This window comes from Pseudovibrio flavus, from assembly GCF_009711345.1.
Classification (GTDB): domain Bacteria; phylum Pseudomonadota; class Alphaproteobacteria; order Rhizobiales; family Stappiaceae; genus Pseudovibrio; species Pseudovibrio flavus.
This window is the reverse complement of the sequence record NZ_SMMA01000049.1, coordinates 31639-47514: the sequence shown is the minus strand read 5'-3', so window position 1 is coordinate 47514 and position 15876 is coordinate 31639. Positions and strand designations below refer to the sequence as shown.

14 protein-coding genes are annotated in these 15876 nt (G+C 52.8%); 4 read left to right on the top strand and 10 right to left on the bottom strand.

The window, feature by feature from the left end; translation table 11 throughout:
* Window positions 1-46 precede the first annotated feature (46 nt).
* The 6 genes from trkA to dusB form a co-directional block, all read right to left on the bottom strand.
* The gene (trkA, locus tag E1162_RS02485; protein WP_155126283.1) at window positions 47-1423 is read right to left on the bottom strand and encodes a Trk system potassium transporter TrkA; all 1377 of its coding nucleotides are present in this window, start codon (window positions 1421-1423) and stop codon (window positions 47-49) included.
* Window positions 1424-1462: 39 nt separating this feature from the next.
* Entirely contained in the window at window positions 1463-2830 is a 1368-nt protein-coding gene (gene ntrX, locus E1162_RS02480; RefSeq protein ID WP_155126280.1) for a nitrogen assimilation response regulator NtrX, read from the bottom strand.
* Window positions 2805-5090 (bottom strand): sensor histidine kinase NtrY-like, encoded by a 2286-nt coding sequence (locus E1162_RS02475; RefSeq protein WP_155126277.1) that lies wholly within the window; start codon window positions 5088-5090, stop codon window positions 2805-2807. Before E1162_RS02475 ends, ntrX begins: the two co-directional genes overlap by 26 nt.
* 167 nt (window positions 5091-5257) lie before the next feature.
* A complete protein-coding gene (gene ntrC / locus E1162_RS02470; protein ID WP_155126274.1) occupies window positions 5258-6697 on the bottom strand; it encodes a nitrogen regulation protein NR(I) in 1440 nt (479 codons plus the stop codon).
* A 14-nt stretch (window positions 6698-6711) separates the two neighbouring features.
* Window positions 6712-7812 carry a two-component system sensor histidine kinase NtrB gene (locus E1162_RS02465; RefSeq protein WP_155126271.1) on the bottom strand — a complete coding sequence of 367 codons (1101 nt, stop codon included), beginning with the start codon at window positions 7810-7812 and terminating at the stop codon, window positions 6712-6714.
* A gap of 21 nt (window positions 7813-7833) precedes the next feature.
* Complete coding sequence (gene dusB, locus E1162_RS02460) at window positions 7834-8793, bottom strand: tRNA dihydrouridine synthase DusB (RefSeq protein WP_371311775.1); 960 nt, start codon at window positions 8791-8793, stop codon at window positions 7834-7836.
* A 262-nt stretch (window positions 8794-9055) separates the two neighbouring features.
* Here dusB and E1162_RS02455 point away from each other — a divergent pair, with 262 nt between their 5' ends.
* The 4 genes from E1162_RS02455 to E1162_RS02440 all read left to right on the top strand — a co-directional run bounded on the left by E1162_RS02455 (window position 9056) and on the right by E1162_RS02440 (window position 11926).
* The gene (locus tag E1162_RS02455; RefSeq protein WP_155126265.1) at window positions 9056-10291 is read left to right on the top strand and encodes a bifunctional 2-C-methyl-D-erythritol 4-phosphate cytidylyltransferase/2-C-methyl-D-erythritol 2,4-cyclodiphosphate synthase; all 1236 of its coding nucleotides are present in this window, start codon (window positions 9056-9058) and stop codon (window positions 10289-10291) included.
* 5 nt (window positions 10292-10296) lie between these two features.
* Window positions 10297-10797, top strand: coding sequence for a CinA family protein (locus tag E1162_RS02450; protein WP_155126262.1), 501 nt, complete (start codon window positions 10297-10299; stop codon window positions 10795-10797).
* Window positions 10798-10877: 80 nt separating this feature from the next.
* Entirely contained in the window at window positions 10878-11384 is a 507-nt protein-coding gene (locus tag E1162_RS02445; RefSeq protein WP_155126258.1) for a hypothetical protein, read from the top strand.
* A gap of 131 nt (window positions 11385-11515) precedes the next feature.
* Window positions 11516-11926, top strand: a complete 411-nt coding sequence (locus E1162_RS02440; RefSeq protein ID WP_155126255.1) for a hypothetical protein — start codon at window positions 11516-11518, stop codon at window positions 11924-11926.
* Between the two features lie 218 nt (window positions 11927-12144).
* Here the strand turns inward: E1162_RS02440 and E1162_RS02435 are convergent, their stop codons facing one another.
* The 4 genes from E1162_RS02435 to lpdA form a co-directional block, all read right to left on the bottom strand.
* Window positions 12145-12606 (bottom strand): type II toxin-antitoxin system RatA family toxin, encoded by a 462-nt coding sequence (locus E1162_RS02435; RefSeq protein ID WP_155126252.1) that lies wholly within the window; start codon window positions 12604-12606, stop codon window positions 12145-12147.
* A 167-nt stretch (window positions 12607-12773) separates the two neighbouring features.
* Window positions 12774-13787, bottom strand: coding sequence for a lipoyl synthase (gene lipA / locus E1162_RS02430; RefSeq protein WP_155126248.1), 1014 nt, complete (start codon window positions 13785-13787; stop codon window positions 12774-12776).
* Window positions 13788-13869: 82 nt separating this feature from the next.
* A complete protein-coding gene (locus E1162_RS02425; protein WP_155126245.1) occupies window positions 13870-14109 on the bottom strand; it encodes a GlsB/YeaQ/YmgE family stress response membrane protein in 240 nt (79 codons plus the stop codon).
* A gap of 149 nt (window positions 14110-14258) precedes the next feature.
* Complete coding sequence (gene lpdA, locus E1162_RS02420) at window positions 14259-15701, bottom strand: dihydrolipoyl dehydrogenase (RefSeq protein WP_155126242.1); 1443 nt, start codon at window positions 15699-15701, stop codon at window positions 14259-14261.
* Window positions 15702-15876 lie beyond the last annotated feature (175 nt).

Genomic DNA, 15876 nt, shown 5'->3' with positions numbered 1-15876 from the left:
TCTATTCCTTCCAATAAGATAGCTAAATTCGGCTGGTGCCCGCGCTCTAGAAGAATTCAAGGGATACACGGAACATCTGCTCCACTTGCCGCACTTTATTCGCAACGGCAAAAATTACAACGCGGTCCTTTGCCAAAATGGTGTCATCACCACTAGGTTTTATCACCGTATCATTGCGGAAAATTGCACCAATACGTATTCCCTCGACGCCTTCGATCTCTCGAAGCGGACGGCCTACAAGTGGTGAGGTTTCCAAAGCTTCAGCCTCAATCACTTCAGCAGCACCGTTTTGCAGCGTGTGAACCGAACGAATACGGCCACGGCGTACGTGCTGAAGGATTTTGGAAATGGTCACCTGACGCGGGTTAACGAACGTGTCGATACCCAGTGCGCCAGCAAAGGCCGGATAACTAGAGTTGTTCAACAACGAAAGGTTGCGCTCACAGCCAAGTTTTTTGGCCATAACGCAGGAAAGAACGTTCACCTCATCCACGTTGGTGAGCGCGACGATCATGTCTGTGTTTTGAACATCGGCCTCCTGCAACAACACCTGATCAAGCGCACTGCCGTGCAGCACCACGGTGCGGCGCAGCTCATCAGCAATACGAACCGCTTTTTCGCGGGACTGCTCGATGATCTTGACCTTGGTCTTGATCTGGCGCTTTTCCAGATGACGGGCAACGTAAGAACCGATGTTACCGCCACCTGCGATGATAACGCGTTTTGCCTCCGGCTCTTCGTGACCGAAGATGCCAAGCATACGGCGAACCTGATCGCGCTTGGAGCAAACGTAGGCGATATCCCCTTCCCGCAGCATGTCACCACTGCGCGGCACGAAGACGTTACCATCACGGGATACACCCACAACGGTTGCCATCAAGTCTGGGAAGAGTTCGGAAAGCTGGCGAAGCGGCGTGTTAAGCACCGGACAGTCGGCATGACAGTCGATACCAACCACGATGACGTTATCATCGGCAAAGCGCACCGTTTCCATTGCACCTGGCAATGACAGGCGACGCAGAACCATTTCACCCACTTCGATCTCGGGGGAAATGATCACGTCGATCGGCATATTCTCGCGAGAGAACAGATTGCTGTTCTGCGGTGCCAAGTAGCTTTGAGCGCGAACGCGGGCGACCTTTGTAGGAACGTTGAACAGAGAGTGCGCAACCTGACACGCAACCATGTTCACTTCGTCGTAAAGGGTCACGGCGATAATCATATCGGCCTGATCGGCGCCTGCTTGCGCAAGAACATCAGGGTGCGCGCCATGGCCAACAAAGCCGCGCACATCCAGCGTATCTCGGATGACGTTCACCAGCTGAGGGGAACTGTCAATTACCGATACATCGTTTTGCTCTGAGGCCAGCTTTTCAGCAATGCCGTAGCCAACCTGGCCGGCGCCACAAATGACAACTTTCATCTCATGTTCCTAAGGGCGATCTGGGATCAACACCCAGCCCTATGACAATCCTAATGATTTTAGTTTGCGGTGCAATGCGGAACGTTCCATGCCAACGTATTCGGCAGTGCGCGAAATGTTACCACCAAAGCGCTTAACCTGTGCTTTAAGGTACTCTCTTTCAAACTGCTCACGGGCCTCACGCAAAGGCAGAGACATCAGCTCTTCAGAACCACTTCCGCCGGGCATATTCGGCAGGGTAGAAGCCACTTCAGAAGGCAGTAAATCCGCAGAAATCACGGCTTCCGGCTCTGCTCTGGTCAGGATCATCAGGCGCTCTACGTTGTTGCGCAACTGGCGCAAATTGCCCGGCCAGTCGTGGGTTTGTAGAACCGCCATAGCATCTTCACCAATACGGCGCATTGGCAGACCGGTAGCACCGGAAATCTGCTGCATAAAGTAGTGAATCAGCTGGGGAATATCCTCACGGCGCTCTTCCAGAGCAGGCACGCGAAGGGGAACAACGCCCAAACGGTGATACAAATCCTCGCGGAAGCGGCCTTCGGCTACTTCAAGTTCGACATTTTTGGCGCTGGAAGACAGGATGCGCACATCCACTTTTACGCGAGAAACACCGCCAACACGGCTAAAAGTTTGCTCCACAAGAACACGCAGGATTTTGTTCTGCGTTTCGCGTGGCATTTCGCCAACTTCATCAAGGTAGAGCGTGCCGCCATGGGCTTCTTCCAAAGCACCCACTTTACGCGGGGAATGGTCGGTTTCTTCAATACCGAAGAGCTCTTCCTCCATGCGTTCAGGCGTGATGTTTGCTGCGTTGATAACAACAAACGGAGCCTTCTGGCGTGGGGAGATTTCGTGAATTGTACGGGCGACCAATTCCTTGCCCGATCCGGAAGGACCAGTAATCAAAATACGGCTATTCGTTAGAGCCACACGCTCGATTGTCTGGCGAAGGTGGTTCATCGCGCTAGAGCTACCAACCAAGCGAGCGGCGTCGCCACTGCGCTGTTTAAGCTCGCGGATTTCGCGCTTCATGCTGGATGCTTCCAGAGCACGCTCCGTAATAAGCACCAGACGATCAGCCTTGAACGGCTTTTCGATGTAGTCGTAAGCGCCCTTTTTGATGGCGGAAACCGCTGTTTCCACGTTGCCGTGACCGGAAATAATCACAACAGGCAGATCTGGGTTTTGCTCCTTGATAACCTCAAGCAGTTCCAACCCGTCCAGCTTGCTGCCCTGCAGCCAGATATCCAGAACAACAAGTGCCGGACGCCTGTCTGCAATTGCAGCCAGTGCGCTGTCACTGTCTCCTGCGGTACGAGCCGCATACCCATCATCTTCAAGAATACCAGCGATCAGTTCGCGGATATCAGCTTCATCATCAACGATCAGAATGTCCGTTGCCATTGCCTGCACCCACCATTTCTTCGGTTGAAATTTCGTTTTTGTCTTGGGAAGTCGAAGTGCGCATGAACAAGCGGATCATTGCCCCATGCCCGCCTTGCGCAACTGATGGTGCATCGCAAAGCTCGATGCCACCACCGTGGTCTTCCATAATTTTTCTTACAATCGCCAGCCCCAGACCGGTGCCCTTTTCACGGGTGGTCATGTACGGCTCCAACAGCCGTTGGCGATGTTCTGCCGGAAGGCCGATACCATTGTCGATTACTTCGACAACCTGCATATCGCCTTCACTCACCAGCCTGATAAGGACGTGCCCTTTTTCCTCATCAGGATGTTTAAGCTGATAGGCCCCGACAGCTTCAGTTGCGTTCTTCACCACGTTACCAACGGCCTGCCCTACAAGGCGGCTATCAAAACGGATAGGAACGACCTCATCAGGCAGCTCGCTCTCGATCTTAATGTCAGGATTTGCGACAGAGAGCATGAACGCGGCTTCACGCACTGTATTGCGCAGGTCACCTTCACTGAAATGAGGCTTCGGCATACGGGCGAAGGAGGAGAACTCATCCACCATGCGGCCGATATCACCCACCTGACGGATGATCGTATCCACGCACTGGTCGAAGACCTTGCGGTCATCATCAACGATCTGTTTGGCGTAACGTCTGCGGATACGCTCTGCAGAAAGCTGGATCGGGGTAAGCGGGTTTTTGATCTCGTGTGCGATACGGCGAGCAACGTCAGCCCACGCTGAGTTTCGCTGTGCGGCGACGAGATCGGTAATATCGTCAAGCGTAACCACAAAGCCGTGCTCTGTGCGGGTCGCCTCTTCCGTCGTCACCTGAACGTTCACGGTACGCTCGCGGCCACGACGCACAAGGGAGACCTGAGAAAGCTTCGGCTTATTGGTTTCGACCTGCTCGAGAGCTGTATCGATTGTCTCAGACAGCTCTTTGATCGCTTCCCCGATAGGCTTTGCGAGCAGTTCTTTCTCGTCCTGCTTCAGGAGATCCATTGCAGCGCGGTTGACCAGCGTGATGCGCCCTGCATCATCGATGCCGATAACACCAGAGGAAACGCCGGAAAGCACCGCCTCGGTAAAGCGGCGGCGTTTGTCGATCTGGTCGTTTGCAGCTAGGAGCGCCTCGCGCTGACCGCGCAGCTGCCCCGTCATATTGTTGAAGGTAGAGGCGAGGTTGACCATGTCACCACTGGAGCCATTCGCTTCCACCTGAACCTTCAAATTGCCTTTGGAGACTTCGTCAGCGGCACCAATAAGGTTACGGATCGGCCTCACGAGATTATTTGCAAAGCCAAAGCCGACCCAGATGGATGCAAGCAGCAGCACAAGCGCCACGCCAACGTAAACGATAGCGAAGGCAAGCTGAACACCAAAGCGCCCGTTCTCCATCTCCGCGTAGTCATTCACGCCAGCCTCGGCAAGGCGCTGATATTCAACAACGCGAGGGTCCAGAGCGCGGGTTACATAGAGATAAAGGTCATCATAGGCAGACAGCTTCATAACGCCGCCTACGAGGTTCGATACGCCCGGGTGAATAAGGATTGGCGCGCCATCTTGCGCCTGCTTCATCGCGTTTTCCGGCGGCAGCAGAGGCGCAACATCAGGATCGCGCAGTACACGCATCACAACAGTTCCGTCCCGCTTTAGAATGTAAGCGCCGAGCAGACCGCGAACCCAAGTCTGGGTCTCAAAAAAGCGATCAAAGCGTGATGGTTCGTAGTGGTATGCGTTGCGGTTAAGATCAACGTCGTTCACCATCGCAATAAGCGTAGAGCGCAGAATATTGCCGTGTTCTTGAACATAGGCCGCAGCAACGGATTGTGCGTTACCGATGATCTCTTTGGTGCGTTTTTCGAACCAGCGATCAAGACCCTGATCGAGCGTAATCGTTGCCACAGCTGCAACGATAATGGCCGGAATAGCAGCAACGAGGGAAAACATAGTGACGGTGCGCACGTGAAGCCGTGCAGCAGCGCGTCCGCGCCTTCTTGCTTTGAGAAGACGGCTAAACTCCCAGATAATAAGACCGACGAGGGTGGCAACAAGCAGGGAGTTGGTGATCAACGCCGCGTAGATAACGTTCTCGGTTGGGTCAATCGGTGTGAGACCCATAAGCACAAGGAACGATAGAGCGATGGAGATAAGAGCGACAACAACGATGGAAAGGCCGAAGATACGTGCCTTTCGCCCGTTAAGGCCGTTGCCGTTGGCGTCCCCATCCAGCTTGGTTTTTAAAATCATCAGGGCCCGATCACATTTTAAATCTGCGCAGCAAATGCAATAGCGACTTTACTACCACACAATGTTGCCAAAATGAGACAATGAGATCTAAGGGGGCCAAGATACTGGGGAAAACGGGGCTCTAAGCAATGGCAGGTATGCAACACCTAAGAGCCCCGAGAAGGAATTTACCGCGAACTACGGATGACCTTAACGTCGAGATCGCGAATTTTCTTACGTAGCGTATTGCGATTCACACCCAGAAGCTCAGCAGCCTTGATCTGGTTACCTCTTGTGGCGGCCAACACAGCGCTGATGAGCGGGTATTCAACCTCTCTCAGGATGCGGTGATAAAGGCCGGGAGGTGGCAATGTATCGCCAAAGCCTGCGAAGTAGTCACCCAGATAATGCTCAACGGAAGCGCACAGATCACGCTCCGCACGGGGCTCGTCGTCTACGGCAGAAACAGCAGGCTGACTCAGCTCCAGATCGATCAGGTTTGAGGTGATCACATCTTGCGGGTAAAGCGCGGAAAGGCGACGAACGAGGTTTTCCAACTCGCGTACGTTACCCGGCCAGCGATAGCGACGCAGCTTATCAAGAGCTGCAACCTCGATCTGCTTTGCAGGTAACCCTTCCTTCTCAGCAAGGGAGAAGAAGTGGCGCACAAGATCCGGCACATCCTCTGTGCGCTCACGAAGCGGCGGAATGCGGATCGGAACGACGTTGAGGCGGAAATAAAGGTCTTCGCGGAAGAGCCCCTGATTAATGAGCTGGCGCAGATCCTTATTGGTGGCTGCAACAATGCGCACATCCGTTTTAATCGGCGTACGTCCGCCCACAGTGGTGTACTCACCCTGCTGCAGAACGCGTAGCAAACGGGTTTGCGCTTCCATTGGCATATCGCCGATTTCATCAAGGAACAGCGTGCCGCCGTCTGCCTGCTCGAAGCGGCCAGATGCACGGGCCTGAGCGCCTGTGAATGCCCCTTTCTCGTGACCGAAGAGTTCAGACTCGATCAAATCACGAGGAATAGCAGCCATATTGACCGCCACAAACGGGCCATTGCGGCGCTTACCGTAATCGTGCAGCGCGCGGGCGACCAGCTCTTTACCGGTACCGCTTTCACCGTTGATCATAACGGTCAGGTCGGTCTGCATTAGGCGAGCCAGAACGCGGTAGATTTCCTGCATGGCCGGAGAGCGGCCAACAAGCGGGATATTCTCGCCGCCATCATCGCCAAGCTGAGCGTTTGGAGATTTAGGCTCCGCCAAAGCGCGGCCAACAATACCGATCAGCTCTTTGAGATCGAAAGGCTTTGGCAGGTATTCGTATGCGCCCTGCTCTGACGCCTTAATGGCGGTCATGAATGTGTTTTGCGCACTCATGATGACGACCGGCAGGTCTGGGCGCAGTTTGCGAATGCGTGGCAGTACGTCAAACGCATTTTCGTCTGGCATCACCACATCGGAGATAACCAGATCACCTTCGCCCGAGCTTACCCAACGCCACAGGGTTGTCGCGTTAGATGTGAGCCGAACTGTGTAACCTGCGCGCGAGAGCGCTTGATTTAGGACGGTGCGGATTGCAGCATCGTCATCAGCAACGAGGATAGTTCCACTTGGCATCACTTTTAACCCTATTAGCTCTGGGAGTGTTCTTGTGGCGAGTAAGCCGACATAAGCACGCGGAAAGTCGTGCCACGCCCAGTACTGTCACACTCGATTACGCCGCCATGATCTCCGACGATTTTGGCAACCAAGGCCAAGCCAAGGCCTGAACCGTTTGTTTTCGTCGTTACGAATGGCTCAAACAAATGCGGAAGAAGTTCTTCTGGAACCCCTGTCCCATTGTCTCGAACGCAAAATTCCAGTGGCAATGAAACCCGTTCCCGAACGCCGGGAACAGAAAGGCGAATACCGGGGCGAAACGCTGTAGAGATAACGATTTCCGCATCTCTCACGTTGCCCAAGGCTTCGCTCGCATTTTTTATAAGATTGAGAAAAACCTGTACCAGTTGGTCACGGTTGGCGTAGACCTGCGGCAAGGACGGATCATATTGCTCTATGATCTTGATGTTTTTGGCAACGCCATGCTCCGCAATGCGCTTAACATGGTCCAGAACACTATGGATATTAACCGGCTCACGGTCGATCGGGCGCTCGTCTGAGAACACCTCCATACGATCCACCAGCTTTACGATCCGGTCTGTTTCATCCTGAATAAGACGAGTGAGCGAGCGATCATCATCACCCACTGCCATTTCCAGCAGCTGGGCCGCCCCGCGAATACCAGAAAGCGGATTTTTGATCTCATGGGCCAGCATTGCAGCAAGGCCAGTAACTGTGCGTGCAGCGCCTCTGGAGGTCAGCTGCTTGTCCAGCTTTTCCGCCATGGTTCGCTCTTGGAACAACAGAACAACTGCGCCCTCGCGCCCACTCATGGGAGACGCGTTAATATCTACCAGCTTGTCATGGCCGATGCGCGGCGAGCTGATATCAACCTTATACTCGTTAACGGAGGAATTACGCTCACGAACCTGCGCGATCAGCGCCAATAGCGGGCTACCAAACGGCACGAAATACGAGATGCTATGGCGCTTCAGGACAGAAAAGCTGGCCTGAAAGAAATCTTCTGCTGCTGTATTTGCACCAAAGATGACATTATTTTCGTCGAGCACAATGACTGGATGCGGAAGTGAATCCAGAACCAGTTGCCCCTCACTCGATCCTACCGAACCCATTTTGCCACCTTCTACCGCCCCCTATGCGGCTTTTTGTTGTTTTCCGTCGTTGTTGGAGAACCAGTTGTGCAGGGTCTTCATGACAGATGCAGGATCACCGTTTGTCATTAGCCCCTTCTGGAAACCCTCTGGCGCATCGATCAACGTGCCGCTTGCTTCCAGATACCAGCCGATGTGTTTTCGCGCTGCCCGTACGCCGATTTCCGGCCCGTAGTGGGAGAGCATCGCCTCGTAATGCTCAACAACCAAATCAGCCAGCTCGCTACCAACCAGATCTTCCTTGCGCTCACCCGTTTTAAGGAAGTGCGCAACGTGGCCCGGTAACCAAGGACGCCCGTAGGCGCCACGCCCGATCATCACCAGATCCGCACCGGACTGCTCCAGCATTGTCACGGCATCGTCGTAGCCGCAGCAGTCACCGTTCGCCACAAGCGGTACAGAGATTGCCTCACGCACAGCTCGAATGGCTTTCCAGTCTGCTTCGCCCTTATAAAACTGGCTTCGCGTACGACCATGAACGGTGATCATTTGAACACCGGCATCTTCCGCCTGCTTTGCAAGCACAGGCGCGTTGATGGAGTTCTCGTCCCAGCCCAGACGCATTTTCAGCGTTACCGGTACGCTGACCGCCCCAACGGTCGCCTCAATGAGCTGCATCGCCAGAGGCAAGTCCTTCATGAGCGCTGAACCGGAGTAGCCGCTTGTCACCTTTTTGGCAGGGCAACCCATATTAATGTCAATGACTTGAGCGCCTGCGCCTTCAGCAATGCGAGCCCCTTCCGCCATCCATTTCGGGTCGCGTCCAGAAAGCTGCACAACGTGCGGCGTGATTCCCTCACCCTCTACCCGCAGCAAACTTTGGTGCTGACCTGTGGCAAGGGTGTTGCTAGCAACCATCTCACTGACAACAAGGCCAGCTCCATAGCGGTAGGCCAACCGACGGAACGGAAGGTCTGTAATGCCGGACATGGGCGCAAGCATAACGTTATTCTTAAGTGAGATATTACCGATACTTAGCATTTTTTGGGGATCTGAAGGTTCCGGAACTGCACATTCAATATGCAAACTTGTTTCTGCCTGTATTTTAGACAATCTTATGATTCAGACAAGTGATAATTAGGATAATTTTCATAGACACATATTGAGATTGCCCGCCAAATACGACAAAAGTGCCCAACTGTCACTGATGAATTTGGAAGATGGGCGGCCTGCGCTGCTATCAACTCGATAAGTTAATTTCTGTATGAGCGATTGTTTGAAAAAAGATCATAAGAAAGTTGCTGTCATTATTGTCGCTGCCGGACGAGGCACGCGCATGTACACTAAAGATGACAAGAGCCCGAAGCAGTATCGGGAGCTTTCCGGCCTTTCCGTTCTGCGGCACACTGTCGATGCGATTGCCGCGTTTCCTTTTATTGATGTCATTCAGCCTGTCATTCACAAGGACGATAAAGACGTCTTTCTGGATACGCTCAAAGGTGCAAAGCCAAGCAACCTGCAAGACCCTGTAGAGGGTGGCAAGGACCGGCAGACCTCCGTTTATAATGGCTTGAAGGCCATCGAGCCTTTTAAGCCGGACTACGTCCTCATTCACGATGGCGTTCGCCCGTTCGTGACCGATGATCTATTTGCCCGCGTAATTGAAGCGCTCGACAATGGCGAACAGGCCGTTCTGCCTGCAACGCCGGTTTCTGACACCTTGAAACGTGAAGCAGAAGACGGAACCGTTAAAGAGACTGTAGACCGCACCGGTCTTTGGGCTGCGCAAACACCGCAAGGATTTCCGTTCTCGGCGATTATCGGGGCGCACCGCAGCGCTGCAGATCAAGGCCTTTTCCACTTTACCGATGATACCGCTCTTATTGAGTGGACCGGTAACCGCGTGAAGATTGTAGAGGGCCACCGCCAGAACATCAAAATCACCACGCCTCAGGATATGGAAACCGCGCGGCAGATCGTTTCGCAAAACACAGAAAGCACCCAGATGGAAACCCGTGTAGGCCAAGGCTTTGACGTTCATGCCTTTGAAGAAGGCACTGCCGTAATCCTCGGTGGCCTTGCCATTCCACATGACAAGAAGCTGAAAGGCCACTCGGACGCAGACGTAGCGCTGCATGCGCTGACAGACGCATTGTTTGGCGCTATTGCCGATGGTGATATCGGCTTGCACTTCCCTCCTTCTGATCCGCATTGGAAGGGCGCGGAAAGCGACATCTTCCTCAAGCATGCGGTGAACAAGGTTAAACAGCGCGGTGGCCGCATCGTGCATCTTGACCTGACAATCATCTGTGAAGCACCAAAAATTGGCCCGCACCGCCAAGCTCTGCGCGAGAACATTGCGAAGATCTGCGGATTGCCAGTAGGCCGCGTTGCCGTGAAAGCTACAACATCTGAAAAGCTGGGCTTTACGGGCAGACAGGAAGGCATTGCCGCTATGGCTTCTGCCACCGTTATGCTGCCATTTGAAGACGAGGAATAAAGGTTATGACCAATCTGCAGCGCTTGCATGATAAAGCTGAGCATCTCATCACCCTTTGCCGAGAAAAGAAGGCGAAGGTGGCGACAGCGGAATCGTGCACCGGCGGATTGGTAACCGGCCTTTTGACCGAGATTTCAGGCTCTTCTGACGTCGTTGATCGCGGCTTTGTAACCTACTCAAACGAAGCCAAGAACGAGATGATTGGCGTGCCCATGGACCTGATTGAGGAACATGGCGCGGTGAGTGAAGAAGTTGCTCATGCTATGGCCGAGGGCGCACTAGCGCGTTCCAGAGCCGATATTGCCGTCTCCATTACGGGAATCGCCGGACCGAACGGTGGCAGTGATGACAAGCCCGTCGGGCTCGTACACTTTTGTGTTGCGACCACGAAGTCCGGTATCAAACATTCACGGCAAGTCTTTGAAAACAAAGGTCGCGACTATATCCGCTGTGAGGCCATTGCCCACGCACTGGACCTGATGGAAGACGCCTGCCACTCCCTATGACACTTTATTAACCTGCGCCCCGTAGCCTAGACCGGTTTTAAACATCGTTCTTTTTGTTTGTACCGCGTTTAGGGGAGCTGATGGTTAGTCTTGTTCGTATATCGCTCACCGGCGGTTTTCTGGCGGTGATGTGGGTTCCAGCGCTCTCCGCTGACCTCTATTTAATTTCCCGCGATCTTCAGGGGCATTTTTTCGCCAGTCACCGTGTCTTCAATGAAGAAAAGGAAGGCTACCGCCATGTCTCCTTTTGCGAAGATGACTACTGGATCAAACCCTATTCTGTCGCTTGGTCCAAATGGGAAGAAAAACAGGGCCGCACGGTCAACATCGAAGGCAATTTGGGGCAAGGCTGGAAGATAGCCTGCGCCATGCCAACGCGGCAGGTCTCCCTCTCTGACGTTGGCATATATGTGAGCTTGGAGGACGCAATGACCACCAAGCAGCCGGAAAAGCACCGAGCCAACCGATTTACCGCGATCCGCCAGACATTCAGTAAGACGCTGGATAAAAATGAGCCGAACTCATCGTTCCACAATCGCTTGAAGCTGGATACGCCCGAAGGCGCTACCCTAACCAAGAAACCCTAAGCTATTAAGCCCGTTCGCTGCACGCCCATACCAGCGCTGTTTGCAGCCTACGACACTTGCACGCTTAGGTGCATCCACATGCGAACCAATTTTGAAACAAGATTACCAAAACGCTTGAAAGCGAGTTAAAGATGAGCACGGCAAGAAAAGATCACTCAGAGATGATTCATGAAAAAACCGTTGAAGTGTCTCATCTGGCCATTAAAGCCACGCTTTTAGTAAATGGAGGTGCGGCTGTAACCGTAATTGGTTTTTTATCCTCCGTTTTCAAAGTAGAAAATACCCACTCCAATTTATTAGTTAGCGCCGCCGATGCGCTAATGTTCTTTGCGTGGGGACTAGTAACTGCGATTGTAACTTTGGCACTAGCTTATCTTACAAACTACTTCAGCCTATCTACTTGGATTGACTATCAAAAAACCAACCATATCATGAAGCGCGCCTTCCACGTAGGCGCCATTCTTTCATTCTTCACCTCTATTGGGCTTTTCATATGCGGAGCCTATAGCGTTAGAAACGCATTTGTGGGTGCTATCGTTTAATCCAACAAAGGCGAGGCAGAAAATGACCCACTATGGCTTGATGAAGTCTCAGTCCAAACCATCAATGCCCCCATACCATCGCTTATGCAAACCGCAACTCCCACGACGCTTTCCAACGAGCCACAAAGCAATCAGCATTAACAGATCATTGAGCGTATAGCCGCGCTCCTGCTCGAGACAGGATAGTTTTCGGAATTTGGGAAGACAGGGATGCGCCGTTAAGCAGAAGCGCCATAGATCTTGGTCGCACGCTCTTCAAAAGCCGTAGAGAATTTACGGAAAGCTCTGTCAAACATAGTGCCCATGAGCGCGGAAAGAGCGCGGCTCTTGAACTCGTAATCGATATAGAAGTTCACGGAACATCCACCGCGCTGCTCGTCAGAAACGAACGTCCAACGGTTTTCTAAGTGCTTGAAGGGGCCATCCAGATATTCAACGAGGATCTGGAGATTATCAGGATCAAGAGTCACGCGGCTGGTGAACGTTTCACTTACAAACTTATAGGCAACGGTCATATCAGCCACGAGCAACTCACGATTGCCATCAATTGCTTTTCGGCCCCTCACCTTCAAATCCTGACAAAGAGGCACAAACTCGGGGTAGTGTTCAACATCGGCCACAAGCTGAAACATATCGCCAGCCGAGTGGGCGACGTGATGGCTTGTTTCAAATTTCGGCATGCTCTTATTAAACCCCGATGACAAAAATTAATCTGCAGGTTTCATAGGAAAGCTTGGCACACTTGCCAAGCCATTCAAAAGTTCTTTTCCAACTCTAATTAATAGACAAAAAAGTGGGGCCGTCCGGCAAGACGACCCCTTCCCAAGCACAGGGAAAAGCTTTTTTCTTACATGCCCTTACGAGCTGCTCGTGCCGCTTTAAGATCATTAAAGTCATCACCGGCGTGGTGAGAGGAGCGTGTCAGAGGGCTTGCAGAAACTTTTAGGAAGCCTTTGGAGTATGCAATTTTCTCGTAGGCTTTGAATTCTTCAGGTGTCGCGAAGCTCTTTACCGGATGGTGCTTCTTGGTTGGCTGCAGGTACTGGCCAACAGTCAGGAAGTCCACATCAGCAGTGCGAAGGTCATCCATAAGCTGAAGCACTTCGTTACGCTCTTCGCCAAGACCAAGCATGATACCAGACTTGGTGAACATAGTTGGGTCCAGCTCCTTCACGCGCTGTAACAGGCGAATGGAGTGGAAGTAACGAGCACCCGGACGAACCTTCAGGTAGTTGGAAGGAACAGTCTCAAGGTTATGGTTGAACACGTCAGGCTTTGCAGCGACCACGATTTCCAGAGCACCTTCTTTACGCAGGAAGTCAGGCGTCAGAACCTCGATTGTGGTCTTTGGAGACTTTTCGCGGATCGCTTTAATCACGTTTGCAAAGTGGGTCGCGCCGCCATCATCAAGATCGTCGCGGTCCACCGAAGTGATCACTACGTGTTCCAGCCCCATGGAAAACACAGCATCAGCAAGGCTTTGCGGCTCGTTCTGGTCTACAGGGCCCGGCATACCGGTACGCACATTACAGAACGCGCAAGCGCGGGTACATGTATCACCGAGGATCATGAAGCTTGCGTGCTTTTTAGACCAGCACTCACCAATATTCGGACAGCCCGCTTCTTCGCAAACCGTTACGAGATTGTTCTTGCGAACCAGCTCGTGGGTTTCACGATAGACAGGAGACGTTGGCGCTTTAACGCGAATCCACTTTGGCTTACGGGCAACCGGATTATCCGGGCGGTGAGCCTTTTCTGGATGGCGCATCTTCGCCTTGTCAGTTGCTGCGGTGGCAACTTGTGCTTCTGCTTGATCGCGTCCGTCAGTTGCTTTGTCCAGCGTATTTACTATGGTGACCATTGTACCCTGCTGTTTCTTAGGTGTTGCTGGTGGGCACCCTCATCCCCTACCAGCTCCTAAATTCCGTTTTGAGGTCTGTTGCTCAAAAAACTTTGCGTTTGAGGAACAGGAGGAGAATGGCACCGCAACTCGCCACAACAATGCTGTCTATCCAGCCGCCTGTGACGTTCAATCTCAATAGATTGGCGATATAGCCACCTACCAGCGCTCCAACCAGACCAAGGATAAGATTGCCGAAAAGCCCGCCACTGCTGTCAAACACTCTGTTTGCCACAGCACCGGCAATCAAACCTATGATAATCCAGAAAAATACTGCACCCATAATGTTCTCCTAACTGCTTGGTCCACCAGCTATTGCTGGCTCATCCATTTTACAGTCCCTCAAGCTATGACTACTTAAGGGGGTTATACGCACAGCGCAATAGTTCTGGGTTATAGCGCCGGAACAAATAATGCTCCGGCGCTTGTTTTTTACATATTCAGCGCGCGGCCGTATGCGTCCAGAACACTTTCCTTCATCATTTCGGAAAGAGTAGGATGCGGGAATACGGTGTGCATCAGATCTTCTTCAGTGGTCTCCAGACCCATCGCGACAACAAAGCCCTGAATGAGCTCGGTAACTTCAGCGCCCACCATGTGAGCACCCAGAAGCTGACCGGTCTTCTTGTCGAAGATGGTCTTCACGAGACCTTCAGGCTCACCAAGAGCAATCGCCTTACCATTACCCATGAACGGGAAGCGGCCAACGCGGATGTCGTAGCCAGCTTCTTTTGCCTTAGGCTCGGTCAGACCGACGGATGCCACCTGCGGGTTACAGTAGGTGCAGCCCGGGATCTGGCCTTTGTCCATTGGATGAACGTCAAGACCTGCAATTTTCTCGATGCAGATAACGCCTTCATGCTCAGCCTTGTGAGCCAGCATTGGAGGACCAGCAACGTCACCGATTGCAAAGATGCCCGGTACGTTGGTGCGGCCATAACCGTCAATAACAACGCAGCCACGGTCGGTCTTCACGCCAAGTGCTTCAAGGCCGAGGTTTTCGATGTTGCCAACAACGCCAACAGCAGAGATGAGCTTTTCAGCGGTCAAATCCTGCTTCTTGCCGTCTTTGGTTTCAACAGTCGCGGTAACCTGACCATTGCCCTTCACAACCTTGGAAACCTTAGCTTCAAGAATGAACTTGATGCCCTGCTTTTCCATCTGCTTTTTGGCGATAGCGGAGATTTCAGGATCTTCTACCGGCATGATGGTTGGCATCATTTCGATGACAGTGACATCAACGCCCATGGTTTTGTAGAAGGAAGCGAATTCGATACCGATAGCGCCAGAACCCATGACGAGCAGGGATTTAGGCATTTTCTGCGGAACCATCGCTTCAAAGTAGGTCCAGATGTTTTCTTTATCTGGCTCAATACCCGGAATAACGCGCGGACGAGCACCGGTTGCAACGATGATGTTCTTTGCAGTGTAGGTGCCGTGACCCTTAACGCCCTTAGGAGTTGGGTGCTGCGGCTGGTATGCCGGACGGGATGGTTCGCCAACAACAACTTCACCCCGCTTGGAGATCTTAGCCTCACCCCAGATGATGTCGATCTTGTTCTTCTTCATCAAGAAGCCGACGCCGCCGTTCAGCTGGCCGGATACGCCGCGAGAGCGCTTCACAACTGCTTCTGCGTCGAAGTCGATAGAGCCAGCGGACAGACCGTAGTCTTTTGCATGCTCCATGTAGTGATAGATTTCTGCGGAACGCAGCAGAGCCTTGGTCGGGATACAGCCCCAGTTCAGGCAGATGCCGCCCATATGTTCGCGCTCGACGATTGCGGTTTTGAAGCCGAGCTGGGCTGCACGGATGGCGGTTACATAACCACCAGGACCAGAGCCGATAATGATGACGTCGTAGGCGTTGCCACTCATTCGTCTATCCTCGTTTGTCGGAAAGCGCGTGTTACTCACTGCTGCTTTCCACGTTCTCTGAGAATTCTTTTCAAAAGCTAATCACGGCGCCGCTCTGAAACCCTTAGGTCCGGGGCGAATGCGGGCGGGTAGCAAAAAGCCACCCTGCCCTTCATTAGTCGCGATCAACCTGATG